22 protein-coding genes and 1 pseudogene are annotated in these 25,371 nt (G+C 48.6%); 5 read left to right on the top strand and 18 right to left on the bottom strand.

Annotated elements, in window-relative coordinates; all coding sequences use genetic code 11:
- Positions 1 to 5: 5 nt before the first annotated feature.
- The 8 genes from phoB to ACFQ45_RS05865 all read right to left on the bottom strand — a co-directional run bounded on the left by phoB (position 6) and on the right by ACFQ45_RS05865 (position 7,803).
- A complete protein-coding gene (gene phoB / locus ACFQ45_RS05900; RefSeq protein WP_377366067.1) occupies positions 6 to 701 on the bottom strand; it encodes a phosphate regulon transcriptional regulator PhoB in 696 nt (231 codons plus the stop codon).
- An 81-nt stretch (positions 702 to 782) separates the two neighbouring features.
- Complete coding sequence (gene ubiA / locus ACFQ45_RS05895) at positions 783 to 1,637, bottom strand: 4-hydroxybenzoate octaprenyltransferase (protein ID WP_377366066.1); 855 nt, start codon at positions 1,635 to 1,637, stop codon at positions 783 to 785.
- Between the two features lie 24 nt (positions 1,638 to 1,661).
- Positions 1,662 to 2,222, bottom strand: coding sequence for a chorismate--pyruvate lyase family protein (locus tag ACFQ45_RS05890; protein ID WP_377366065.1), 561 nt, complete (start codon positions 2,220 to 2,222; stop codon positions 1,662 to 1,664).
- Positions 2,219 to 3,487 carry an HDOD domain-containing protein gene (locus tag ACFQ45_RS05885; protein ID WP_377366064.1) on the bottom strand — a complete coding sequence of 423 codons (1,269 nt, stop codon included), beginning with the start codon at positions 3,485 to 3,487 and terminating at the stop codon, positions 2,219 to 2,221. The genes ACFQ45_RS05890 and ACFQ45_RS05885 overlap by 4 nt, the downstream gene beginning before the upstream one ends.
- A 102-nt stretch (positions 3,488 to 3,589) precedes the next feature.
- Positions 3,590 to 4,369, bottom strand: coding sequence for an amino acid ABC transporter ATP-binding protein (locus ACFQ45_RS05880; protein WP_452600447.1), 780 nt, complete (start codon positions 4,367 to 4,369; stop codon positions 3,590 to 3,592).
- 22 nt (positions 4,370 to 4,391) lie between these two features.
- The gene (locus tag ACFQ45_RS05875; RefSeq protein WP_377366063.1) at positions 4,392 to 5,492 is read right to left on the bottom strand and encodes an amino acid ABC transporter permease; all 1,101 of its coding nucleotides are present in this window, start codon (positions 5,490 to 5,492) and stop codon (positions 4,392 to 4,394) included.
- A gap of 10 nt (positions 5,493 to 5,502) precedes the next feature.
- Positions 5,503 to 6,675, bottom strand: a complete 1,173-nt coding sequence (locus ACFQ45_RS05870) for an amino acid ABC transporter permease (protein ID WP_377366062.1) — start codon at positions 6,673 to 6,675, stop codon at positions 5,503 to 5,505.
- Between the two features lie 105 nt (positions 6,676 to 6,780).
- The gene (locus ACFQ45_RS05865; protein WP_377366061.1) at positions 6,781 to 7,803 is read right to left on the bottom strand and encodes an amino acid ABC transporter substrate-binding protein; all 1,023 of its coding nucleotides are present in this window, start codon (positions 7,801 to 7,803) and stop codon (positions 6,781 to 6,783) included.
- A 549-nt stretch (positions 7,804 to 8,352) separates the two neighbouring features.
- Here ACFQ45_RS05865 and lrp point away from each other — a divergent pair.
- Positions 8,353 to 8,829: a leucine-responsive transcriptional regulator Lrp gene (lrp, locus tag ACFQ45_RS05860; protein WP_055462571.1), complete on the top strand. Its 477-nt coding sequence runs from the start codon at positions 8,353 to 8,355 to the stop codon at positions 8,827 to 8,829.
- Positions 8,830 to 8,891: 62 nt separating this feature from the next.
- Here lrp and ACFQ45_RS05855 read toward each other — a convergent pair whose 3' ends face one another.
- The 3 genes from ACFQ45_RS05855 to ACFQ45_RS05845 all read right to left on the bottom strand — a co-directional run bounded on the left by ACFQ45_RS05855 (position 8,892) and on the right by ACFQ45_RS05845 (position 12,733).
- Positions 8,892 to 9,620, bottom strand: coding sequence for a helix-hairpin-helix domain-containing protein (locus tag ACFQ45_RS05855; protein ID WP_377366060.1), 729 nt, complete (start codon positions 9,618 to 9,620; stop codon positions 8,892 to 8,894).
- 121 nt (positions 9,621 to 9,741) lie between these two features.
- The gene (gene recG, locus ACFQ45_RS05850; RefSeq protein ID WP_377366059.1) at positions 9,742 to 11,823 is read right to left on the bottom strand and encodes an ATP-dependent DNA helicase RecG; all 2,082 of its coding nucleotides are present in this window, start codon (positions 11,821 to 11,823) and stop codon (positions 9,742 to 9,744) included.
- A gap of 1 nt (position 11,824) precedes the next feature.
- Entirely contained in the window at positions 11,825 to 12,733 is a 909-nt protein-coding gene (locus ACFQ45_RS05845; protein ID WP_377366058.1) for a hydrogen peroxide-inducible genes activator, read from the bottom strand.
- Between the two features lie 102 nt (positions 12,734 to 12,835).
- Here ACFQ45_RS05845 and ACFQ45_RS05840 point away from each other — a divergent pair, with 102 nt between their 5' ends.
- Positions 12,836 to 13,696, top strand: coding sequence for an NAD-dependent epimerase/dehydratase family protein (locus tag ACFQ45_RS05840; protein ID WP_377366057.1), 861 nt, complete (start codon positions 12,836 to 12,838; stop codon positions 13,694 to 13,696).
- 76 nt (positions 13,697 to 13,772) lie between these two features.
- Here ACFQ45_RS05840 and ACFQ45_RS05835 read toward each other — a convergent pair whose 3' ends face one another.
- From ACFQ45_RS05835 to gmk, 4 genes and pseudogenes are all read right to left on the bottom strand, one after another.
- Positions 13,773 to 14,159 carry a RidA family protein gene (locus ACFQ45_RS05835; protein WP_377366056.1) on the bottom strand — a complete coding sequence of 129 codons (387 nt, stop codon included), beginning with the start codon at positions 14,157 to 14,159 and terminating at the stop codon, positions 13,773 to 13,775.
- A 44-nt stretch (positions 14,160 to 14,203) separates the two neighbouring features.
- A complete protein-coding gene (locus tag ACFQ45_RS05830) occupies positions 14,204 to 16,324 on the bottom strand; it encodes a RelA/SpoT family protein (RefSeq protein ID WP_377366055.1) in 2,121 nt (706 codons plus the stop codon).
- Between the two features lie 99 nt (positions 16,325 to 16,423).
- A pseudogene (gene rpoZ / locus ACFQ45_RS05825) lies at positions 16,424 to 16,618 on the bottom strand (DNA-directed RNA polymerase subunit omega); the annotation flags it as partial.
- 66 nt (positions 16,619 to 16,684) lie between these two features.
- A complete protein-coding gene (gmk, locus tag ACFQ45_RS05820; RefSeq protein ID WP_377366053.1) occupies positions 16,685 to 17,305 on the bottom strand; it encodes a guanylate kinase in 621 nt (206 codons plus the stop codon).
- Positions 17,306 to 17,518: 213 nt separating this feature from the next.
- Between gmk and ACFQ45_RS05815 the strand changes: the two genes are divergently transcribed.
- Both ACFQ45_RS05815 and ACFQ45_RS05810 read left to right on the top strand, forming a co-directional pair.
- Positions 17,519 to 19,720, top strand: coding sequence for a putative bifunctional diguanylate cyclase/phosphodiesterase (locus ACFQ45_RS05815; protein ID WP_377366052.1), 2,202 nt, complete (start codon positions 17,519 to 17,521; stop codon positions 19,718 to 19,720).
- Positions 19,721 to 19,723: 3 nt separating this feature from the next.
- Positions 19,724 to 21,568, top strand: a complete 1,845-nt coding sequence (locus ACFQ45_RS05810) for a sensor histidine kinase (protein ID WP_377366050.1) — start codon at positions 19,724 to 19,726, stop codon at positions 21,566 to 21,568.
- 14 nt (positions 21,569 to 21,582) lie between these two features.
- On the opposite strand, the gene ACFQ45_RS05805 is transcribed toward ACFQ45_RS05810, so the two are convergent.
- Positions 21,583 to 22,770, bottom strand: a complete 1,188-nt coding sequence (locus tag ACFQ45_RS05805; protein WP_377366049.1) for an MFS transporter — start codon at positions 22,768 to 22,770, stop codon at positions 21,583 to 21,585.
- 87 nt (positions 22,771 to 22,857) lie between these two features.
- Between ACFQ45_RS05805 and ACFQ45_RS05800 the strand changes: the two genes are divergently transcribed.
- Positions 22,858 to 23,655, top strand: coding sequence for an AraC family transcriptional regulator (locus tag ACFQ45_RS05800; RefSeq protein ID WP_377366048.1), 798 nt, complete (start codon positions 22,858 to 22,860; stop codon positions 23,653 to 23,655).
- Here ACFQ45_RS05800 and rluF read toward each other — a convergent pair.
- The gene (rluF, locus tag ACFQ45_RS05795; RefSeq protein WP_377366047.1) at positions 23,652 to 24,704 is read right to left on the bottom strand and encodes a 23S rRNA pseudouridine(2604) synthase RluF; all 1,053 of its coding nucleotides are present in this window, start codon (positions 24,702 to 24,704) and stop codon (positions 23,652 to 23,654) included. The two genes, ACFQ45_RS05800 and rluF, sit on opposite strands and share 4 nt — an antisense overlap.
- 4 nt (positions 24,705 to 24,708) lie before the next feature.
- A complete protein-coding gene (gene rlmE, locus ACFQ45_RS05790) occupies positions 24,709 to 25,329 on the bottom strand; it encodes a 23S rRNA (uridine(2552)-2'-O)-methyltransferase RlmE (protein WP_377366046.1) in 621 nt (206 codons plus the stop codon).
- Positions 25,330 to 25,371 lie beyond the last annotated feature (42 nt).

Raw genomic sequence — 25,371 nt, 5'->3', positions numbered from 1 at the left:
AAGTCTTAGGCCGTACGTTTTGCCGAGAAGCGGTAACCCGTACCTCGGACAGTTTGGATCAAAAAGTCGTGGGAGTCGCCGATGGCTTTACGTAAGCGTCGGATGTGAACATCCACGGTACGCTCTTCAACGTAGACATTGCCACCCCAAACTTGATCAAGCAGTTGTGCTCGCGAATACGCCCGCTCTTGATGGGTCATCAAAAACTTCAGCAAGCGGTATTCTGTTGGCCCCATTTCAATTGGCGCAGTGCCGATTGAGACACGTTGGCTAATAGGGTCAAGCAACAGGCCTTCCACTTCGATTGGGTCATCAACACCTTGTGGGGTCGCACGACGTAATACCGCTTTCAAGCGAGCCACTAACTCACGGGGAGAGAAAGGCTTGGTGATGTAATCATCAGCGCCAACTTCTAGCCCTTGAATTTTATTGTCTTCTTCGCTTTTTGCTGTCAGCATGATCACTGGGATCTCTGCGGTGGTTGGATCTTTTTTCAAGCGGCGTGTTAGCTCGATACCACTGCCTCCAGGCATCATCCAATCACATAGGATTAGATCTGGACGGTGATCTACCACGATTTCGTGTGCTTGTTGGCTGTTTTCGGCTTCCATGTATTCGTAGCCAGCCATTTCTAGCGCGACAGCGATCATTTCGCGAATCGGCGCTTCATCATCGATAATTAGTACTTTTTTACCGGTCACAGGACATACCCTCATCTCAGGAACGGTAGATATTAAAGCGGTTTAATGTGACAGCTATGTTAAAATGTCACATCCGCCCTCTCAAATGTAATAGCTTAGAAGTATTCCTGCAAACAAACAGTAACCAACTCGGTTGTTATCAAGAAAGGACTTAAAGCAGGCTTGTCGATTCCGATCTTTGGCTTGTTGATACTGTAAATAGAATAACACCGCTGCGCCAACAATACTTAAGTAGTAAAGCCATCCCAGTTGCGCTAAAACGCCAATCCAAAGCATTAGGGATAAGGTCAGTCCTTGTAAAACAATAATGACAAACAAATCATATTGGCCAAATAGAATGGCGGTGGATTTAATGCCAATCTTAAGATCATCAGGGCGATCTGTCATAGCGTAATAGGTGTCGTAGGCGATGGTCCAGAAGCAGTTTGCGACAAACAACATCCAAAGCTCCATGTCTAACAAGCTGCCTCCCTGAGCGCTGTAAGCCATAGGGATGGCCCATGAAAATGCCAATCCTAAAAAAAGCTGGGGCAGATGCGTATAGCGTTTCATAAATGGATATAAAGCGGCCAAGAAAAGGCCAACAAAGGAGAGCAGAATCGTTTGCCTGTCGGTCATCAGCACGAGCACAAAACTCAGTAACGCTAATCCTGCAAACAGTCCTAGAGCCTCCTTCTCCGACACTCGACCTGATGGAAGAGGGCGGTTTTTTGTACGCTCTACGTGTCCATCCACTTTGCGGTCAGCGTAGTCGTTAATGACACAGCCAGCGGAGCGCATGGCAAAGACACCCAGCACAAAGATGATAATAAGGTGCCATTCAGGCCAGCCATCCGCAGCGAGCCATAATGCCCACAAGGTGGGCCACATGAGTAGCAATGAACCAATAGGGCGGTTAAAACGGGTGAGATCCGCGTAATCTTTAAGTTTACTCATACTTTCCGTTGTTAGATTGATTGACTAAAAGCGCCCAGCGAGGCTCGTGAACTTGCCTATACTAGGATAAAACGCCTCGTTCACCAAAATCCCTGGACCAAATTCCATAAAGATAGAGCGGCGAGCCCAGAGTGCATCAGGGCACTCTTTTAGAATGCCAGCGGGTAATTGTGCCACTTCTATTGGACTGCGCTTGAGAGCGCCCGATCGGTACACGTAACCCCCCAAGGGACGATTCTTCAGGTAAGGTAAGTAGCGCCAAGAGCCACGTAGGGAACGTGCGGGCATAATAGAGCGAGCATAGACCACGGGGATGTCATCAACATGAAGCACAACGGTGCGGATTCTTGCCACTTCCCGATCTTTTAGGCCCAGCCGAAGCCGCTCTCGGGGCGTTGGAACCCCCCAGCGTTCTTCTAAAAGTTCAACCTTGAGTTGCCCGGCACATCTCAGTTTTGCTGTGATGGACTGATCTGTGGCGAGCCAAGGGTAGATGGACTTAGGAATATTCGAACGTTGTAACCGTTGAATCCGGTGCCAGCGATAGTCTAACTGCTGAGCAACCTTTGCATTCATTGAAGTCATTTATTGCCGCTTATCAGTTCGACCATTTTGGCAAGTTCTTTGGAGGATCCCATGACCTTGCTGTAACAGGCCTGGACATCTTCTACAGTGAGTCCCAAATCACTTAGCAGCGTTTGATTAAGTGATGACTCTTCGAACAACTGATGGGATAAGCACAGCAGATTCGCGATAGCATGATGTTCACCACGATATTCCGGCGTGCGGCTGTAGCGAATGCCTGTGTAGATGCCTGCCGGAAGCTGCCAATGTTTCAGTAACCAAGCTCCTAATTGCTCTTTGGTGAAGCGTAGAGTCTGCATCTCTACTACGTCTGCACTTAAATGGGCATTGGCTTCGATATAGCGGGACAAAATACCAAAATGGGGAGGCAGTACCACAGCGATGGCTAGATAACCAAAGTTGTGTAACAGTCCGGCTAAGTAGGCATGCCCTAATCTTGGACGCTTGCCGGAAGGCATTTTACGCACCAGCTCTTCCATGAGTACTGCGTGGGACACAGCACCGAACCAAAAATCTTCATAGTGACGCGGGCCATCTTCAGGTAACTGGAAGGCACTGCCCATGGATAACCCCAGCGCTAAGTTCATTACCATGTCGAACCCGAGCACTCGAATAATGGCATCTTCCACAGACTCTATTTCGCCTTTTACTCCGTAGTAAGGAGAGGTTGCCCAGCTGATGACCTGGGCCGACAGGGCTGGATCTAGGCTAATCACATCGCACAATTCATCAGTACCGGCTTTTTCGTTAGCACACAGCTGGATAATACGATGGGAGGACGCAGGTAGCGGTGGAATTTCTAAGGTCTCTTCAAGGCGCTGCTTCAATCGCACCGATTGAAACTTGCCCAATGCTTTGAACATCTGTTCCGCATCGCTTTCTAAGTCTTTGGCTGGCGTTGGAATCTCACATACAGGAATAGCAAGCGTTTCATAACGCGTTAATGGGCCCTGAAACCGCTCTTTGAACTCTGCTAGTGTCAGTGATTTATAACTTTGGGAGGCGCTACCCCGTAGGTCAATGAGTTCGCTTTCGAGCAGTGACTTATCGATTAAAGTCGGACAGACATTAGGCTTTATAAGAGGGTCACCATCTACATTGTAGTTGGCTACAGGATCAAAGCGACGCTTTGTTAAACGAGACAAAGCGGCCATATCTAACATGCTATCGAAGGGGAAGATAACCTGCATTTTGCCCGTGTGGTCGGCAAGGTGCACGATCCTCACTTTGGTTGTATTCGTCGATTCGACTGGCTGCTCAGACACAAAAAATCCTTTATAAAGACCAATGACTTATATTAGGCCATTATAAACAACAAAAAAGCCCCGTCAGGGGCTTTTTGTATCGAATGCCAAAAAATCTTGATTTTAGTGGTTCAAAATCTGGCTTAAGAACAGTTGTGTACGATCATGTTGTGGGTTCTCGAAGAACTCATGAGGCGTGTTCGCTTCAACGATTTCACCCGCATCCATAAACACAACTCGGTCGGCAACGGTTTTCGCAAAGCCCATTTCGTGTGTCACACACACCATGGTCATGCCTTCATCGGCCAACTGAATCATAACGTCCAATACTTCCTTGATCATCTCAGGGTCAAGTGCCGACGTTGGCTCATCGAACAACATGATGCGTGGTTTCATACACAGACCACGAGCGATGGCCACACGCTGTTGCTGACCACCTGAAAGCTGCCCTGGGTATTTACCGGCTTGGTTCGCGATTTTAACACGCTCCAAGTAATGCATCGCCATTTCTTCCGCTTCTTTCTTAGGTGTTTTACGTACCCAGATTGGCGCAAGAGTCAGGTTTTCAAGGATGGTCAAATGCGGGAACAAGTTAAAGTGTTGGAACACCATGCCCACATCTTTACGGATCGCTTCGATGTTTTTCAGGTTGTCATTCATTTCAATGCCATCCACTAAGATAGAGCCTTTTTGGTGCTCCTCTAGGCGGTTGATACAACGAGTCATGGTCGACTTGCCTGAACCAGAAGGTCCACAGACAACGATACGCTCGCCTTTTTTAACACTGAAGTTGATGTTTTTCAGTACGTGGAATTCACCGTACCACTTGTTTACATCGTTAAACTCGATGATTGCGCTTTCGCCCTGTTCTAGTTGGGCGAGTGCCATATTTCTATCTGTCATGTTAAGGCCTCAAATTCTCTTATTAATTCCGCTTGTGTCCAGTATCTAACTTACGCTCAACCGCCATGGAGTAGCGGGACATACCGAAGCAGATAGCCCAATAAACAAAGCCTGCGAAGGCGTAACCTTCCGTCGTCGTGCCGAGCCAGTTGGCATCATGGTTCGCCATTTGGATGATACCCAAGAAGTCAAACATACCTACGATGTAAACCAGCGTTGTATCTTTAAACAAACCAATGAAGGTGTTTACGATGCCAGGGATCACTAGTTTTAGAGCCTGTGGCAAAATGACTAGGATCATAGACTGCCAGTAGGTCAGCCCCATCGCATCAGCGGCTTCGTATTGACCTTTTGGAATGGCTTGTAGACCACCACGGATAACCTCTGCCATGTACGCCGCAGAGAACATAGTGATGCCGATTAATACACGCAACAACTTGTTAAAGTTCAGACCATCCGGCAAGAACAGCGGAATCATGACAGACGCCATAAATAGGATAGTGATCAAAGGCACCGCACGAATTGTCTCAATGAAAATCACACAGACAGATTTCGCAACTGGCATCTTAGATTGGCGACCTAGCGCCAGCAAAATACCTAATGGAAAAGACGCTACAATACCAATGATACCCAGCAGCATGGTCAAGAACAGACCGCCCCAAAGAGACGTCTCAACCACTTCTAGACCGAATATACCGCCAGCAAACAGGAAGTAAGCAACGATTGGGTACACCACAATGATACCAATCGATAAAAACAGCTTGTTCACTGCTTTGATGGCAAACATGCCCACCATGACAACCAGTAGAATGGCTGCCAAGTTCACACGCCAGTATTCTTCTGGTGGGTAAAGGCCATACATAAACTGATCAAAACGCACCCGGATGAATGCCCAACATGCACCACCGCCTGTACAAGCAGCTTTGGAAGTACCTTCCCATGTTGCATTGAGAATTGCCCAATCAATGACAGGCGGAATTAACAAATACAAAACGTAAAGGCTGAAAATCGTCAGGATGATATTCAGTGGGCTTGAGAAAAAGTTTTTACGAATCCAAGCGACCGGACCGACAGCATTGCTCGGTGGTGGTAGGCTAGGAGAAGGTTTGAATTCAATCGCCATGTGTGCCCCCTTATCGCTCAATTAAAGACATTTTTTTGTTGTACCAGTTCATAAACAATGAAATGGACAAACTTAAAGTACCGTACACCAACATACACAGACCTATGGTCTCAATGGCCTGACCTGTCTGGTTTAGGGTGGTTCCCATTACCACGGCAACAAGTTCTGGGTAAGCGATTGCAGCGCCCAAAGACGAGTTTTTGGCCAAGTTAAGGTATTGGCTGGTAAGTGGTGGAATAATCACTCGCAGTGCTTGTGGTAAGACAATCAAACGTTGAGTGAGGTTGTCTGGCATACCCAAAGAACGTGATGCTTCCGTTTGCCCCCAGTTCACAGACAAAATACCCGCACGTACGATCTCTGCGATAAATGAGCCTGTGTAAGTGGATAGGGCAATCAAAACAGCAACGAATTCAGGGACCAATACCATGCCACCCGTTACGTTGAAACGGCTTTTCTGTGGTAGTTCAAAGTCTACTGGAGAGCCTGCGATGAAGTAAAAGAGCACGGTGCCAAAGACAATAATCGCTAAGGATGTCCAGTAAGCAGGAAACCAAAGCCCGGTACGGGTTTGACGCTTCTTCGCCCAAACGATGAGGGCAATGGAAGCTACGATACACGCTAGGAAGCCAAAGATTACCACACCGAAGGCATCACCAAAAATAGGTGAAGGCGAGTAGATGCCACGCTTATTCAGGAAGAAATCACCAAAAATAATACTGTTGCGTGGGTGGGGCAGGGTAGCCAATACCGCGAAGTACCAGAAGAACATCTGCAACAATAATGGGATGTTACGCAGAGTTTCTATGTATACCGTTGCAAGTCGAGCGACTAACCAGTTCTGTGACAAACGGGCCAAGCCCATGATCACACCGATAATGGTTGCCAATACAATACCCATTAATGAGATAAGGGTGGTGTTAATTAAGGCAACAACAAAGGCACGGCCGTAGCTATTGGCTTCGGTATATTCAATTAAATGGATTAAGATCGGGAAGCCCGCTGGCTCGTTTAAAAACGCGAAGCCCGTGGAGATCCCTTGGTTTTGTAAGTTCGCTTGTAGGTTATGGAACAAATAATAACCGACAGCGAGGACGACAATTAGGAGTACTGCTTGAAACAACAAGGCACGATTGCCTGCGTCGTTCAAGAAACTCGTGTTACTTGCTTTTTGTTCGCTCATCTTGGTTCAGGCAGAGAATGCTCGTCAGATGGATATTCGGAAGGGGGTGCCCAGCGGCTGGTGCCGCTGGGCAAAATCCCTGGTAGGTAAGGGATTAAATACGAATTAACGTACTGGTGGCGCGTAAAGAACGCCGCCTTCAGTCCATAGGTTGTTCACACCACGTGGGAGACCCACTGGAGTGTTAGGACCTACGTTACGCTCAAACACTTCGCCGTAGTTACCTACTTCTGCGATGATGTTGTAAGCCCAATCTGCGTCAAGGCTTAGTGCCTCACCCATGTTACCTTCAGCGCCTAGTAGACGACGAATCGCTGGGTCAGTAGATTCTGCTTTGATTTTCGCAACGTTTTCAGAGCTGATGCCCATTTCTTCTGCGTTGATTTGAACGAATAGTGCCCAAGTCGCAATGTCTTTCCACTGGTTGTCGCCGTGACGAACAACAGGACCTAGAGGCTCTTTAGAAATGGTTTCTGGAAGAATCACGTGTGCAGATGGATCAGAAAGCTTAGAGCGGTGTGCTGCTAGACCTGATTTATCTGTTGTGAAGACGTCACAACGGCCAGAAGCGTATGCCGCTAGCGCTTCGTCTGCTTTTTGAACGATAACTGGAACGTAAGACAATTTGTGCTTACGGAAGAAGTCAGCCATGTTCAATTCTGTAGTGGTACCCTGCTCAGTACAAACTGTTGCACCGTCAAGTTCCATTGCAGAAGACACACCTAGATCTTTACGCACCATGAAGCCTTGGCCGTCGTAGAAGTTAGTCGTAGTGAAGTCTAGACCTAGAGACGTGTCACGAGTGTACGTCCAAGTGGTGTTACGAGAAAGGATGTCGATTTCACCAGATTGTAGTGCAGTGAAACGCTCTTTCGCAGAAAGTGGTGTGAATTTAACTGCTTGTGCATCACCGAAGACGGCAGCAGCCACTGCACGACATGCATCAACGTCGATACCTGTCCAGTTACCAGAATCGTCCGCGTTAGAGAAGCCAGGAACACCTTGGCTCACGCCACACTGAACAAAGCCTTTTGCTTTTACGTCGTCCAATGTTGCGGCAGCTGCACCGGTGCTGATAGTAGCAGCGATCGCAGCGGTAGAAAGAATTTTACCTACGTTCGATTTCATGATTTTGCCTCCCAGGCATTACTAGTTTTTATGTTCAAAATTGGAATCTGATGAGTAGATGCCATTTTCGATTATTTATGTAGCAATTAGCTTGCCAATATTTTTAGTTATTCTTTTGAATTTCTCGTCCAGTGCAATCTTCTAAATTTACACCCTACCACCCTATAGAATTACTGTTACCCCCCTCTCGTCAAGGCGAAATCACTGCATCTGTACGTTTTTTTTCCTTTTTTTGTACATCTTGATAACTATTTGGCAATAAGTACTTTATATCTAATAGCTATCATTTATTTTGTTTACGATTGGTGCGTATATTATTTTTTTTGCTCCAATTTGACGCAATAAACCGGTAGTTTCTGGTGGATATAGGTGATTTTTAGCACCATTTGAATAGATTTGGTGCTATTTGATGCTCTTTGTAATTATTTGGTGCGATGATATAGGGCCACCTGACCAAATGGTTGAGTTTAGCTTATTTTTCCTAAGGTATTTGCCACGTGATAGAATCACGCTAAATTAGGAGTCAGTTATCTTCGGAGCATCATGTTAATGGAAACGTCTGCAAAGCCTTTAGACAGATTGGATAAAAAGATCCTTCGGGAGCTGCAAATTAACGGTCGTCTATCGAATGTTGAGCTTGCTAGCCGAGTAGGGCTGAGTGCCACCCCTTGTTTGGAGCGTGTACGCCGACTTGAGCGCAATGGTTACATTACGGGTTACTGCGCGTTGGTTGACCCTCGTAAGGTGGACGCCGGGTTGTTGGTGTTTGTTGAGATTCGTCTAAAAGCTACGTCTCCAGAGGGCTTTAACGAATTTAAAGAGGCTGTGTCTGAGATCCCTGAAGTCTTAGAGTGTCACTTGATCGCAGGTGACTTTGAGTACCTACTGAAAGCTCGGGTATCAAACATGGACGCCTATCGTCATCTTTTAGGTGAAACCCTTCTGACTCTGCCTCACGTGCGTGAGTCTCGTACCTACGTGGCTATGGAAGAAGTGAAGAACACCACAGTGGTGAAGATTCCTTAATGCTGTCTCCCACATAATAAAAAACCACGCAAAGGCGTGGTTTTTTTGTCTCTGAATTTGAATCAATCCAGTTTTAGTGCTTTTTTTAACTTCTTCAACATGCGTGGCCCCATTCCCTTGATTTTAAGCAAGGCTTCCCAAGAGGTGTGAGGGCGCTTTTCTACGATTTCTTTCGCGACTTTCTTTGGCATACCTTTGACACTTGCCAGCTCTTCTAAAGAGCTTTGATTAATGCTGATGAGGCCGCTGCCTTCTTTTTCTGGGGCTGTTTTCTTGGCCTTAGGTGCTTTGTCTTGCTCCGTTGGCTTTTTACTTTTTACCGGTTTTGAGACTGGAGTGGCTGGTGCTTCTTCGATGCTGACCACTTTTTCTTTAGTGGTGGGAGTCACTGTAGGTTCGACGACCGTTGGCTGCCATGCCACCACATAGGGTACATCAAAAGGCTGGCTATCAATTAACTCGTAGTCAGAGCCATTCCACTCGCGTAATTCTAAGGCTAGCTGCCATTGACCGGCTTCCGGTGCCGTGAAAATCAAGTCATATTCGCAGTTAGATAAATAGTGTTGTCCAGAGAGCTGGCCAATCGTTGTGCTAGCCAGTACCGCTTCGGCACCATCTTGACGGTAGCCACGCAGTTCGATGGCTACTGTGCCACTTAGATTATCAAAACTTCTGTGGTTATTGATCTGTTGAATCGTCAAGGTAATACGATCGCCATGGACGCGAAAGCCGTATGAGCCATTGAATGATAAGTCTTTTTTAAGCGTTAGAGAGTGGGCGATTGCCGACATGGGTCATTCCTCTGATTTAGGGGGTTCCGTTGGGAGGGAAGATAGCCTAAATAGTGAAATGGATATATGAATTTTTGATTAAATACTGATCAATATCGTGAATGCTCTCTATTACGCAAAGCTACACATTGAGATATTGATTATGTTTCGGTAACCAACGTGAGAGTAGGGGAGAAACATGCTCTGGGTAGTCACGATATAATTGTGCTGCGGCGCTTTGTACGCCGTCTAAAAGTGCCTTGTCTCGTTGTAGATCCGCCACTTTAAATTCCAGCAAACCTGTCTGGCGGGAGCCGAGCAGTTCTCCAGGGCCTCGAAGCTCCAAATCTTTCTCAGCAATCTTAAAGCCATCGGTGGTCTCGCGCATGATGGAAAGGCGTGCGCGGCCCTGTTGCCCTAGTGGCGAACGATACAGCAACACACAGTGGCTAGCTGCTTGGCCACGACCCACACGCCCTCTTAGCTGGTGTAATTGCGCTAAACCTAAGCGTTCTGGGTTTTCGATCACCATAAGGCTTGCGTTGGGCACGTCGACGCCCACTTCAATCACGGTGGTGGCGACGAGCAGCTGAATGTCACCGGCTTTAAACCGCGCCATGATGTCGGCTTTTTCTTGGGCTTTCATCCGGCCGTGTACCAAGCCTACTTGAATGCCTTGTAGCTGTTCCATGAGTAGCGTGGCAGTGTCCTCCGCCGCTTGGCACTGTAAGGCCTCGGATTCTTCGATCAAGGTACAGACCCAATAGGCTTGCTTGCCTTCTTCGCAAGCGTGGCGGACTCTTTGAATCACTTCTTCCCGCCGTTGGTCTGAAACCGCAATGGTATTCACTGGCGTTCGCCCAGGGGGGAGCTCATCAATAATGGAACAATCTAAATCCGCATAAGCAGACATGGCTAAGGTGCGTGGTATCGGGGTAGCCGTCATGATCAGCTGGTGGGGCTGGAATCCAGCTTGTAAGCCTTTTTCCCTTAGGGCCATACGCTGATGCACCCCGAATCGGTGCTGCTCATCAATGATGGCGAGGGCCATGCCATGGAAGGTGACGCTCTCTTGGAAAAGGGCATGGGTGCCAACGACGATGGCAGCGTCACCGGAAGCTATGGCCGCCATTTCGGCTTCCCGCTGTTTTCCCTTTAACTTTCCGATCATCCATGCCACCTTGATGCCCAAAGGCTCAAACCAAGCTTTGAAGTTAAGGTAGTGTTGTTCTGCGAGAATCTCTGTAGGTGCCATGACCGCTACTTGGCGACCTTGTTGCACCACGCTGGCGGCGGCTAGAGCGGCCACTAGCGTTTTACCTGAACCCACATCCCCTTGCACTAGGCGCAGCATAGGGTGCCCAGTTGCCATATCTTGCAAAATTTCTTGGGAAACCCGCTGTTGTGCGCCCGTTGGAGAAAAAGGCAGCTGCTGCAACAATGCCTGGTATAAGGCTCCCTGTTCGGTAATGGCAATCGCTCGGTCTTCTTTGGATAGCTGGCGCTTGTTTATCAAGGAGAGCTGGTGGGCCATGAGTTCTTCAAACGACAGGCGATATTGTGCCGGATGGTTACCGAGCTTAAGTTGTTCTAAGTTGGTCCCTTGAGTGGGATGATGTAGAAATTTAATGGCATCGGCCAAGGACGGTAAGCTGAATGCCTCTCTGATGGAATCCGGCAGCCACTCCCGCAGATTGTATGGGGTAAGACGCTCTAGGGCTTGTTCACACAGCTGGCGGATTTTGGTTTGTGTTAAACCCTCCGTCAATGGATAGATGGGCGTGAGTTGGTCCGAGCCATCCAGAGGTTCATCGTCTTTGAGTATGGAGTATTCTGGGTGATAGATTTCAAACCCCGTGCTGCCCCGGCGTATTTCGCCAAAGCAGCGGACTCTTTTGCCTTGCTCAAGTTGTTTCTTTTGTGCGGCAGAAAAGTGAAAAAAGCGCAGGCATAGGGAGCCAGAGTGATCACGTACACGGCAGATCAGGCTACGGCGCTTGCCCATTTTAATCTCACAGCCGACAACGTCGGCTTCAATGACTGCTTCATCCCCGAAGCGTAGTTGTCCAATTGGGACGACACGAGTGCGGTCCTGATAGCGAATGGGCAGATGAAACAGCAAGTCTTGAACTGTATGCAGATTGAGCTTCGCCAGCTTCTCAGCCATGGCGACTCCAACACCTTTAAGTTCTTGAATATCTTGTGTTTCTAATGCATCGACCATACTAGTCCAGATTCAGCTTTTGGCATGCCTCACGGATGGATTGGCTGAGAGATTCGATGGCTTTTGGACGCGGGAAACTGGCCCGCCATGCCAAGGCCACAGTACGTTTGGGAACAGGGGCGCTAAAAGGTCTCACCGCCAATACATCTTCATCAATGTTATTGACCGCGGACTTTGGCAGTACCGTCACACCTAATCCTGATGACACCATATAGCGGATGGTTTCTAGGGAGCTACCATTTACAACGGTACGTCCTTCGTTGAGCTCTTCCTCGCCAATAATAGGGCAGGCTTCCATGACTTGGTCACTAAAGCAGTGGCCCTTGCCTAGCAGCAGTAAGTTATCTGTGGTGAGTTGGTCCGTGGTAATACTGTCAAGGTTTGCCCAAGGGTGTTCTTTGGGCATCAGTACGACGAACTCTTCTTCGTAAATGGGTTGAGTGACCACGTCTGGTTCGCGAAAAGGGAGAGCGACAATGATGGCATCTAACTCGCCGTTACGCAGTTTCGGACGCAGGTTTTCAGTCAGGTCTTCCTCGATCACCAAGGGCATGCCTTGGGCATGTTTTTTAAGCTCTGGGATCATGTAAGGAAATAGGTACGGCGCAATGGTAAAGATAGCACCTACCTTCAACGGGCCTCGAAGTTGGTTTTTGCCAGAAGACGCCAATTCTTTAATCATGTTGGCTTGCTCTAATACACGGCGCGCCTGACTGATGATTTGTTCGCCAATGGGGGTAATGTAGACAGAGCTTTTGCTACGCTCGAAAATCGCAGCGCCAAGTTCGTCTTCTAGCTTTTTAACTGCCACACTGAGTGTTGGCTGAGAAACATTGCTGCGATCTGCTGCACGGCCAAAATGTTTCTCTTCTGCTAGCATAACGATGTATTTGAGTTCTGTTAGCGTCATGGTCATTACCCTTATAATTGGTAATAACTATGATAATACATATTTTGATAAAGTGTACCGGAACTTGGAAGATACGCTTTTTTTGCAATCATTGGGGCAAATATGACAAAAGTACTGGTAGCGGGCTGTGGTGACTTAGGACGTTCAGTGGCGTCTCATTTTGTGGCGCTGGGTGCGCAAGTGACAGGCATGCGCCGCCAAGGTATCGAATTTCCTGAAGGGGTGTTGGGGATTACGGGAGATTTAACCGAGCTGAATCAAGATGCGTGGCCCGATGTGGACCTGGTGTATTTGATTGTTACCCCACAGGGGCGCACGGAAGAGGCTTATGGCAAGGCTTATGTGGGGGCGGCCGAAGCTGTGGCCCAAGCTTACCAAGAACGGGAGCAGAAGCCCCATGTGATCTTTGTCTCCAGTACCAGTGTTTATGGCCAGAACCAAGGCCAGTTAATTACCGACGACTCCCTTGCTGTGGCGGCCAAGCCCACTGCTAACAAGCTGCTGGAGGCAGAGCAGGTGTTAATACAGGCGTTGCCCACCACAAGTGTCCGTTGTTCTGGTATTTACGGTCCTGGGCGGTTTCGCTTAATAGACGGTGTGTATGAGGCTGAGCCTTGGGCAGAAAACAGCTGGACTAATCGTATTCACCGAGATGATGTAGTGGGTGCGTTGTGTTTCCTAGGGGAGCGTGTTGTCAAAGGACAGACCTTACCAGAGACAGTGATTGCCACTGATGAGCAGCCTGTGTCCATGTGGGAAGTTAAGTTATGGTTAGCCAGCGCCTTGGATGTGCTGCCATCTTTGCCCTCTGATATTACCTTTGCGGAATACTTTCCAACTAAGGGTAAGCGTATCGTGGCCACTAAATTGCGCACCTTAGGTTGGCGTCCACACTATTCAGGCTATGTTACTGGCTATGGCAGCGTGTTAAAACGCTATGTACCCCCTGCTGAGCGTGCCTAAGCATTGCTAAATCGAAATAAAAAAAGAGGCCACTAGGGCCTCTTTTTTATTTGTATCAGAGATCGGGGATCAGGGATTAGTCTTCTAATACCATCACGCCTTCGATTTCAACGGCAACGTCTTTCGGCAGTGCACGCACACCCAAGGCTGCACGAGCTGGGTAAGGTTGCTCGAAAAACTGTGTCATGACTTCGTTCACTGTGGCGAAGTTGCCTAGGTCGGTCATGTAGATGTTTAGCTTAACGATGTCTTTTAGTGAGCCGCCTGCTGCTTCACAAACCGCTTGTAGGTTAGTGAAGACTTGCTTTGTTTGCTCTGCTACGTCATCGCTGACGATTTCCATGGTGGCTGGTACCAATGGAATCTGGCCGGAAAGGTAAACTGTGTTGCCAGCGCGAACAGCTTGTGAGTATGGGCCGATTGCTGCAGGAGCGTTTTCAGAGAAGATTACTTGCTTTGCCATGGTCTCAATCCTTTATGAGTGATCAAATTCTAAATGCTACGTGATTAACGTCCGACGAGGTTCTCACGGGATACTTTTTCAACGCAACGCACGGCTTTAATGCGTCGCATAACATCTGCTAAGCCCACACGACTTGATATAGCAATATTCAGACGAAGACGAGAGATCTTGCCCCGTTCAATGATGTCCAAGTTAGACACTTGGAAATCTGTGTCACTGATGGAGCTGGCAATCTTGGCCACGGCGCCTCGCTCGTTCACATAGGTGACGATCAGGCTGACGTTGAGCTCTTCTTCAATCTCTTTACTCCAGCTCATGCGAATATAACGCTCTGGGCTAGATAAGTGGTCTTGAATATTTGGGCAGCTACGATGATGAATGATAATGCCTTTGTCTACTTGCACATATCCGACAATCGGATCACCCGGAATCGGTGAACAGCATTTCGCATAGGAGATTAGCATCCCTTCAGAGCCATTCACTTTAAACGATTTCGGTGAAATCAATTCATCTTCATTAAAGTCAGGGAATAACTGACGGGCGACCACATAGCCCACATGACGACCCTTACCGATGGATTCAAGTAAGTCATCTAAGGCCTCAAGCTGGTAGTGCTCTAAGACCGCGTTGACGCGATCTTCGGGCAATTCTTCAATAGTGGTTCTGAAGGCATTGAGGGAGCGGGTCAGTAGGCGGTAGCCAAATGAAATGGCATTCTCCCGTTGTTTGGTCTTCAGGTAATGGCGAATGTTGGTGCGGGCTTTACCTGTGATGGCGAAGCTTAACCAAGCCACATTTGGCTGGGCGCTTTTGGCCGTGATGACTTCGACGGTCTGGCCACTTTCTAACTGGGTGCTCAACGGCGCTAAACGACGGTTGATACGACAGGAAATACAGGTGTTGCCGATTTCCGTATGGACCCCATAAGCGAAGTCTACAGGCGTTGCACCAGACGGTAGTTCAATGATCTCGCCTTTAGGTGTAAAGACGTACACCTCGTCAGGGAAGAGGTCGCTCTTAACGTTATCAATGAACTCCATTGGGTTGTGGGCTTTTTCTTGAATCTCAAGCAAGCTTTTAACCCATTTGGTAGCACGTTCATGGTTGCTGGCCGGAGCACCAGACGTTTGCCCCTGGGACTTGTAGGTCCAATGGGCAGCGATACCATTAACCGCGACAACATCCATTTCATTAGTACGAATCTGTACTTCCAATGGTAAGCCATTGGTACCCACCACAGTGGTGTGCAACGACTGATAACCGTTGGACTTAGGCACCGCGATGTAATCTTTAAAGCGACCTTCAATCGGCTTAAAGAGGGCGTGAATTACCCCCAAAATGCGATAACAGCTGTCATGGCGATCGGTGACAATACGCACACCCAGTACGTCCATGACTTCTTCCAAGGAGCGGCGCTTTTTACGCATCTTTTGGTAGATGCTGTAGGTATGCTTTTCGCGCACGCTGATGGCTGCATCAATGTAGTCAGCAGCCAGCTCAGAGCGAATGAAGTCTTCAAGCTTTTCCATGGACTTGTCCCGTTGTCCATAGCGCTTGTTAATAGCGCGCTCGAGCATCCGTGAACGAAGTGGGTAGTAAGCTTGAAAGGCCAAGGACTCAAGATCCACACGCATATTATACATACCTAAGCGGTTCGCTATCGGTGCGTAAATGTCGAGGGTTTCTTTCGCGATACGGCGTTTTTTATGGGCTGGCATGGCATCGAGGGTGCGCATGTTATGGAGTCGGTCCGCCAGCTTCACCATGATGTCGCGAATGTCATCCGCCATGGCCATGGCCATTTTTTGGAAGTTATGAGCTTGTTTTTCGATTTGGCTGTTGAACTCAAGGTGGGTCAGCTTACTGACACCATCAACTAGGCTAGCAACGCCTTCACCAAATTGCTCCGCGAGGGCCTCTCGGGAAATGCCTGTGTCTTCGATTACATCGTGGAGTAGCGCGGCCGTTAGGCCTTCGCAATCCATTCGAAGCTCAGCTAGGACAAATGCCACTGCCAATGGATGGGTGACATAATGCTCACCACTTTTACGCTTTTGTCCATCGTGGGCTTGTTCAGCGTAGTAGTAGGCGCGTTTTACCGTGGCGATCTGCTCGTAGGGCAGATATTGGCCAAGGTTTTCCGCTAATTTCTCAATAGTAGACACCGCTCACCTCACATCAGGAAAAGCAAAACCAGAAATACGTGTGCTGAGCGATGCATACCATAGAGATTAAAACTCTGTTGGCGCTGGCTTATTCTGGAAGTCTACGTTTTTCGCGTTGATTAGGTCATCGGCGATTTCACGTAGCGCAACAACAGTCATTTTGTCTTCTTCAAGTGGTAGCTTTGCTTCTGCGCCACCGGTTGCTAGTTGACGTGCGCGTTTCGCCGCAACCATAACCAATTCAAAACGGTTGTCTACGTTTTCTAGGCAATCTTCAACTGTAACTCGAGCCATGGGGTAACCTCTGGGTAAGATTTAATCACTAATTAGTAATCGCCAATTTTACTGAACCGCCTGTCACTATGACAAGAGATCATTGATGAGATCTGTGTGAATCTCACGTATTAATGGCATTCTGGTACGCATGGCCACGAAAATGGCCTGCAATTGTTGAAATGCTTCATCAAAATCATCGTTGATGATGACATATTCGTATTCGTTGTAGTGTGACATTTCATTGACGGCTTTGGCCATACGGCGGGCGATTACGTCTTCGGCGTCGGTGCCACGACCTTTCAAACGCTCTCCTAGGGCTTCAACCGATGGTGGTAAGATAAAAATACCAATGGCATCAGGGTATTGGGCACGTACTTGTTGGGCCCCTTGCCAGTCTATTTCTAAGATCACGTCTAAGCCTTGGTCGAGCATGTCGAAAATGGCTTGTTTGGAGGTGCCGTAGAAGTTGTCAAACACTTGGGCGTGCTCAAAAAACGCATCTTCCGCGATCATATCTAGGAAGGAGTCCACATCAACAAAAAAGTACTCTCGGCCGTGCTCTTCGCCTGTTCTAGGGGCGCGAGTGGTGTGGGATACCGAGATGCGAACGTTTTCGTCGGCTTTTAACAGCGCTTTGTAAAGGGAAGATTTCCCCGCGCCAGAAGGGGCCGATAAAATGAAAAGGTTGCCTTTTTTCTGTGTCATTGAGGGTTCCGTTTTAGGCTCGTCTGAAAATAAACATAAGTGCGCCAGTGTAGCATATTTCCTGAGGCTAATTGTCAGCTTTACGTCATGATTTTGGTTACCAATTCTCGGTATTTTAAAAATTACGACTATACTCGTATTTACGAGATGTGAGTAACGGTCAAAATGCTCACAAAACCGAATTAGGTCATCTACATAGATAGGTTTTGATGTATGAGGTCACAAGGAAAGCTTGATTATTTATCAAAAACAGAGACCACCTGGAAAGTATTGTCTGTGGAGGACGATGCAGGTTACCAGAGTGCCCTGCTAAACGGCCTGCAGTCGCTAGATTACGGTACTAAAAATGTAGAGTTTTTGACCGCCAACTCTGCCCAAGAGGCCGGCAGTGTGTTGGCGCAGAACCCAGACATTGGCGTGATCTTGCTTGATGTGGTTATGGAAACAGATGATGCGGGCTTGCGCCTAGTGCAAAGTATCCGTGAAAGTATTGGTAACCACTTAGTCCGTATCGTGTTGCTCACGGGGCAGCCGGGAATGATGCCATTAGATGACTTGATGGCCAGCTACGACATTGACGATTACTGGAATAAAAGTGACCTAACCCACGATCATCTGCAAACCATCGTTATATCTAATTTGCGTACTTGGGAGCATTTAACCGTTATCCAAAAAGCCCGCCAAGGCATGCAGCTTCTGATCGAATCCAGCCAGCGTATCAGCAGCAAAATGGATCTTCGTAGCTATACCCAAGCGATCCTCCAAGAGCTGGTGAAACTGTTTGAATTCGAAAAAGGCGGTGTGGTCTGTATGGCGCACCAGCATGAAGAGATACCTGATAAAGCCTTGGTGTTTGCAGCGACTGGGGAATTCAGCGACTGGTCCAATCAATATCTTGGCAGTATTACAGTGGATGAAGAATTCAGCCACGCTTTAATGAATAGCTTTCACCAACAAGAGCATATGATTGGCACAGCAGTGTCTGCCTTGTATTTTTCCAGCGAGGAGCTGGATCAGCGAGATTATGTGGTGCTAGTGAAGCATGAAAATCCCCTGCGAGACTATCAGGTGGAGATGCTCAAGGTGTTTTGTGAAAACGTCAACCTTGGGTTCAAAAATATTGCCTTGCACAGCCGTTTAGCGGAGCTTGCTTACTATGACACCTCTACTGGACTGCACAACAAAAACTGGTTGTTTCGCCAGATTGCTGGTTTGTCTCCAGAGGAGCGCAAAGACTGCAAAGTATTGATGCTGTTTGTTGAAGAGCTTGCCTACAGTGAAGTCTTGTTCGGGGTGCAATATGGCCGCAACTTAATGAAATACCTGCATGCTCACCTTAAGGCCTGCTTTGTTCGCTCCATTGACATTGCTTTGTATGAGAGGGATACCCTGGTACTGCTTGTCTATGATCGCCAAGACTATGAAAGAGAAGACCTTGAACATGTGCTTCACCCGCGCTTGCAGATCGACGACAGTCTCCATGTGATTGATTTGTTAGGGTGTATGGTGCGCTTGTCGGATGTGCCCGATAACACTCCTGCCCAAGTCATTGGGATTGCCAAAAGTGCCCTTGAGCAAGTTAAGCATGACAATGTGGATTTTGGAGTCTTCAGTACCCAACAGCTGCTACAAAATCAAAATCGCTATTCGTTACTAAAAGATCTGCGGGAGGCCATCCCGACCGAGCAAATGTTTATTCACATGCAGCCCAAAATACGTCTGTCTGACGGGGGCTTGGTTGGGTTTGAAGTCTTGGTGCGCTGGCACCATAAAAATGGGGACATGATCCCCCCTGATCAGTTTGTCAAAATGGCTGAGACGTCCGGTCTGATAGATCGACTGGATCGTCGGGTAACGCGCTTGGCTTGCCGTGCTCAGACTGTCTTAGCAGAGCACAATGTGCGAGTGCCCTTATCGGTCAATGTGTCCGGGGTCGAGCTTTCTAGACCGGACTTTGTCGATAACTTTGTTGAGCTATTACAAACCGAGGCGGTTGCTCCTCAAAGTCTAGATGTTGAAGTAACCGAGACTCAGCTGATAGTGGAGCGTAAAGCCGTGCTTAAGCATCTGAAACGGTTTAAAGAACTAGGGATCCGAGTTAGCATCGATGACTTCGGTGCTGGGTATTCTTCTCTTGCTTACCTCTCTACCTTGAATACCGAAGTGTTAAAAATAGACCGTCAATTTATCAATCGAATGCTTGAAACCAAAGAAGATCGTCAGGTAGTTCGCATGATTATCGAGCTCGGCCATACCTTAAATATGGAAGTCTTAGCGGAAGGCATTGAAACCCAAGAGCAATACAATGCCCTCAAAGAAATGGGTTGCGATACAGGTCAGGGTTATTTTATGGCAAAGCCCATGCCATTAGAAAAAGCCATAGACTGGTGTCGAGCCCGAACAGACGAGTCTTAATCTATGAAAAAACCGCCAGTCTGGATCTTTGCTGTACCTCTGGTGATGGTCATCGCTCTCGGTTTGGTCACGATTCATGTTTGGAAAAAGACCCTTGCTGATACCTATGGTGAGGAGCAGGGGCAGTTGATTAACCGAGCCAGTGTTCTGATATCTAAAGAGCTTGGGTTGATGGAGCAAATAACCAACTACATGCGTGAAGAGTTAGAAAGCATTGTGCCGCAATCCTTTGACTCGGAAGACGCGTGGCGGCGGGCCGTTGAAACTCAGCTTAAGCAAACACGCCACTTATCTAGCATTATTGCTCAATTGCGTTGGTTGTCTCCGGATGGCCAAGAGCTAGTCCGGGTAGATGTGCGCCCAAATGGGACGACGCAAGCCATTCCCAAAAGTGAGTTACAAGATAAATCAGGGCGCTATTACTACATCAAGGGGAGCCAATTAGCCCAGGGGCAAACTCTGATTACTCCTACGGATTTGAACGTAGAACATGGTCTTATCGTAGTGCCCTATGAGCCCACCACTCGGTCAGTGACCAAGCTTAAGGGACCCCAAGGTGAGTGGCAGGGGCTCTTGGTGGTGAACTTTAACGTGTCCTCTGTGTTGGAGCAGATTAGATTGCTCCAGACCCCAGAGAACACATTACAGGTGATTGATAACCAAGGGAATTGGCTGCTGTCCTATATTCCAGAAAGGGAATGGCGACACATGTATGGGGATTACACCATGGCACTTCCCCAGCTTTACCCTGATGCTTGGCAACGCATTCAAACCTATCGAACCCTCACAAAAGAGTCCTTAGACGGTCTGCCGACCTTGGTTTCCCCGAGTGCCATTAATTTGGACCCACAAAGCGCTCCAAGGACCTATTTGATTGCTAAGGTGCGTCCGGATGTGTGGTTTAAAAATCAATTGATCGTTTACGGTGTCACCGGAATGGTCGCTATTTTGCTTTATGGCGCACTCGTCGCTTTGGTTTGGTTCCGATGGCGCTTAGCTACTCAAAAAGCAGTCTATGTAGAACGCATCCGACACGATAAAGCGCGTATTGAAAAAGCCCATACACGCCTAAAAGAAAACAACCAAAATCTTGTCATGATGCAAAAGGAATTGGTTGAGCAGAGCAAGCTATCGGCCCTTGGCATGTTAGTGGCGGGGGTTGGCCATGAGCTGAATACGCCTTTGGGGGGGTTACGTATGACCCTATCGTCCGTTGCGAGTCATATGAAACGTATGAAGCAAGAGGCGGATTCTTTGACTGAGCGTCAAGCGAAGCATATGGACATGGTGCATCAAGCATTGGCCATTGCGGATAATAACCTTGAGCGTGCGGTGGCCGTTGTGCAGCAATTCAAACGCATCACCGATGGGCGTACCCGACAAGCACTGACGAACTTTAAAGTAGGCTTGATGCTAGAAGACACCTTGGCAGCCTTGAAGCCCCTGCGTAAGCTGCATCCAAAAGTTGACATCGTACTGCAGGGTGACCCGGAATTAGAATTTTGCGCGGCGGCAGGGGTTGTCTCTCAAGTGCTCCAAAGCCTGATTACTAATGCTCTAGACCATGCTTTTCCTGATCATAGTGAAGGAGAGATCGCCATCGCCTTTAATAAAGAAGAAGAGTACGTGATTGAGGTGCGTGATAATGGTCGGGGGATTAATGAAGCTGACTTATCCAAAATATGGGAGCCCTTTTTCACCACTGGGCGTGGTGAAAAACACTCAGGTTTAGGCTTGTTTATGGTGAGCCAATGGGTAAACGAACTTCTAAACGGTCAAATAACAGTGGGCCCCAATGCTCCCCACGGCACCCGGTTTGTCATTAAAATACCCATTCACTCTAAATAAAAAAGCCAAGCGGCTTATGAGTCTTCGGCACTGGAATACCAGCCCAACAGAACCCAGATTAGGCTCATGCCAATCAAACAATAAAGCACCATTTGCCAGTTGCCCTGCCAGTCGTGCAGGGCACCCATAGCAACAGGGCCAGCGGCCGCTAATAGGTAACCGATCAATTGCGCCATACCGGATAGCGCCGCCGCTTGCTTCAAGCTGCTGGTGCGAATACTGATTAAGGACAGTCCCACCACATAGCCCATGGTGACCCCAAAGCCAAATATAAAGGACCAGACGGCAGACAGCGCTGGTAAGAAGACGAATCCTAATAAGCTGATCAATGTGGCAAACGTAGACAAACAAGACAACTGGCGCTTGCTTGGCAAGATGCGCTGCAGAAATGGCAGGATCAAAGCTGGTACTGTCCCCGCCGCTTGAATATAGCTGTGATACAGCCCAGCGGTCACGGGCGCAAACCCATTATCAATCATAATAGTGGGGGCCCAAGCATTGACGATGTAGTTGATAACGGAATCCATCGCCAAAAACATTGCCAGTAACCATGCAACAGGAGAGCGCCAAACGGAGGATTCCGTGCTGCTTGGGGTTGGTGCAGCGCCTCCTCTTTCCTTTTTAGGTAACCAAATCCATAGGGCTAACGGCAAGGCGATGATCAATAACTGAGCCCCCAGAGCAAATGACCAACTTGGCCAAAGGTCACCAAAAAGGCGTTCTGACAAAAAGCTCAGAGGTACGGCGGAGCCTGTCATAACGGTGCCGCCAACGTTCATCATTAACACGTAAATGGCGGTTAGCTGGACAATCTGTGTAGAAAAATCGCGCTTCAATAAAACCGGCAAGAGCACGTTGCCTACGGCGATCCCTGCACCAATAAACACGACCCCAAGGTACATGGGCGGTAATACCCCCATGGAGCGCAGAATCATCCCCACGGCAATACTGATAGCGCCTATAAAAAGCGTCTTCTCAATGCCTTGATGACGACTCAACCAAGCGGCAGCAGGCGCGAAAATAGCAAAGGCTAACAAGGGTAACGCAGTTAACAAGCCCGATTGGGAGCTGCTTAGATGCAAGTCCTGCTCGATGAATTCAATAAGGGGCGCAATGCCGACAACTGGACCGCGCAAGCTGAGCGACATCAACATGATGAAACCCAGCAATAGCAATGCGTCACGACTGTACTTAGTTGGCATGAAAGGACTTCCGATTGGTTAAAGACTTGTCAGCTGAGGAGTATATGGGATAGCGTGTCTTGCTGTATTGTGGAATTAAGACAATAAATGACGAAATCCAGACAAGATCAAAGAACCATCATTACCGACCTTGGTCCAGCCGATACCTTGGCCCAGCCGGTGATATTACAGCGGGAAAGCTATCATGCGGAAACCCCGTGGCATCAGCATAAAAAAGGCCAATTGCTTCTCGCCCTAAAGGGCACAGTGACCAGCTATGTGGAGCAGGGCATGTGGTTGATCCCGCCCCAGTGTGCGGTTTGGATCCCCAGTCAGCATGTGCACCGTAATGTGTATGGACCGGACTCAGATGTCTGCATGGTGTTTGTGGATGTTGCGGCGACTCGTTTACCCGAACGGGTTTGTACCTTGACGGTGACGCCCTTGATGCGTGAGCTGATGCTGCACATCGCCGATCAACCATTACGTCATGAGCCTGGCAGCGCCACAGAGAAAATGGTGCATGTTTTGATGGATTTATTAGAGCAGGCGCCCCATGAGTCCTTTGACTTTCCTATCCCTGAAGAAGCACGGTTAAGGGACTTAGCCCAGCGGTTGATGTCCCAGCCAGATGATCGTCGCACCTTAGCGGAATGGGCTAAAGACTACGCTATGAGCGAGCGCACCTTGGCTCGTTTGATTCGTCAACAGGTGGCCTTGACGTTTGGTCAATGGCGAGCAAGGTTACACATAGTGCTGGCGTTGGAAAAGTTGGCCCAAGACCGTCCCGTGCAGCGTATTTCAGAAGAGCTAGGGTATGAATCAGTTGGCGCCTTCATCACCTTCTTCAAAAAACACTTTGGCTGCACCCCTAAGCAATATCATCAAAAGCGCTGGACCCGCTAGCGTCCTTTTGGCTTGCGAGGGCCGCCGTTTGCAGGTTTACCTCGACCGTTGGATGGGCCGTTTTTGCCATTAGGACGACCTGCTGCAGGTTTGCCTCGCCCAGTTTGCGGTTTGCCTTGGTCATTGGCTTTGCCCCGTCCTGCGGGTTTGCCTCCGCGTTTGTCCGTAGGTTTGTTTTTGCCATTGGCATTGGGTTTGCCGCCTGAACCGGGCTTGCCACCCGCTCTAGCAGGTTTATTGCCCCGGGCATCCGGGCGACCACCAGACTTATTGCGATTAGGATTGGGTTTAGGTTTGCGTGGGTTGGTGGCTTTGGGGGCGGCGTTGCCATCGGAATCTTTGGTTAACTCGGCGATGCCAGCCACTTCTTTGGGAGTGAGATCGCGCCAATCACCTAAGGCGAGGCCTTTGAGAGACACATTCATGATGCGGATGCGTTCAAGCTGCACCACTTCATAGCCAAAATGTTCCGCCATGCGGCGAATTTGGCGATTTAATCCCTGCACCAAGGTAATGTTAAAGACGAAGGTGGACTCTTTTTTAACCTGACATTTCTTGGTCATTTGCCCAAGAATCGGCACACCATTGCTCATGCCATCGATGAAAGCGTCGGTGATGGGCTTGTTGACCGTTACAAGGTATTCTTTTTCGTGGTTATTAGAGGCACGAAGGATCTTATTAACTAAATCGCCATTGTTGGTTAAAAAGATTAGACCTTGGGAGTCTTTGTCCAAGCGGCCAATGGGGAAAATACGGGCCCCGTGTTTAACAAAACTGACAATGTTATTCGGCTCGCTGGACTCTGTGGTGCTGACAATGCCTACGGGTTTGTTCAAAGCGATAAAGATCAGGTCTTCCGCTTCTTGAGGTTCAATGGTCTGGCCGTTTACCTTGACCAGATCCCCTGGTGACACCTGATCGCCAATGCCGGCCCGTTTGCCATTGATGAAAACATTGCCTTGCTCGATAAAACGATCCGCTTCTCGGCGGGAGCAGAGGCCGCTTTCACTGATGTATTTGTTAAGGCGAGTGGAGGTTTTGAGTTCCATGGGGTTACCCTTTAAAGCCACGGCCAACGAGATACACTTCCCGAGAGCGAGCACGGGAGGAGTCGGGTTTGCGCACGACCACACTGTCGAAATGCTCCCGTACCATTTTTACGAATTCTTCGTAGCCTTCCCCGTGGAAAACTTTTACAGCGAATAAACCTTTTGGCTTCAGGGTTTGGATCGCCATGTCTAACGCTAATTCCACTAGGTACATGGAGGAGGCTTGATCCACCGCCGCCACGCCACTCATGTTAGGCGCCATGTCCGATACCACCACATCTACGGGGGCACCGTTCACCGCTGTCATGATTTGGTCGAATACGTCTTGTTCAGTAAAGTCCCCTTGAATGAATTCCACGCCTGCAATGCTGTCCATGGGCAGGATGTCAGATGCGATGACCTTGCCTTTATCGCCCACCAGCTTAGAGGCCACCTGTGACCAGCCCCCGGGGGCAGAGCCAAGATCCAGCACCAGATTACCAGGTTTGATCAGCTTGTCTTTGTCATTGAGCGCGAGCAGCTTGTAGCTGGCTCTGGAACGGTAGCCGTCCGCCTGTGCTTTTTTGACGTAAGGGTCGTTGACGTGTTCGTCTAGCCAACGGTTGCTGCTTTTGGATCGAGCCATGGTATCGGGTGCCATTTGTTTGGTTTGAAAGGCGCTATTGTA

It is taken from the genome of Rhodanobacter aciditrophus (assembly GCF_042679525.1).
In the GTDB taxonomy this organism is placed as follows: domain Bacteria; phylum Pseudomonadota; class Gammaproteobacteria; order Pseudomonadales; family Marinomonadaceae; genus Marinomonas; species Marinomonas aciditrophus.
The sequence above is the reverse complement of the archived record's forward strand: the minus strand, read 5'-3'. Positions and strand labels throughout refer to the sequence as shown.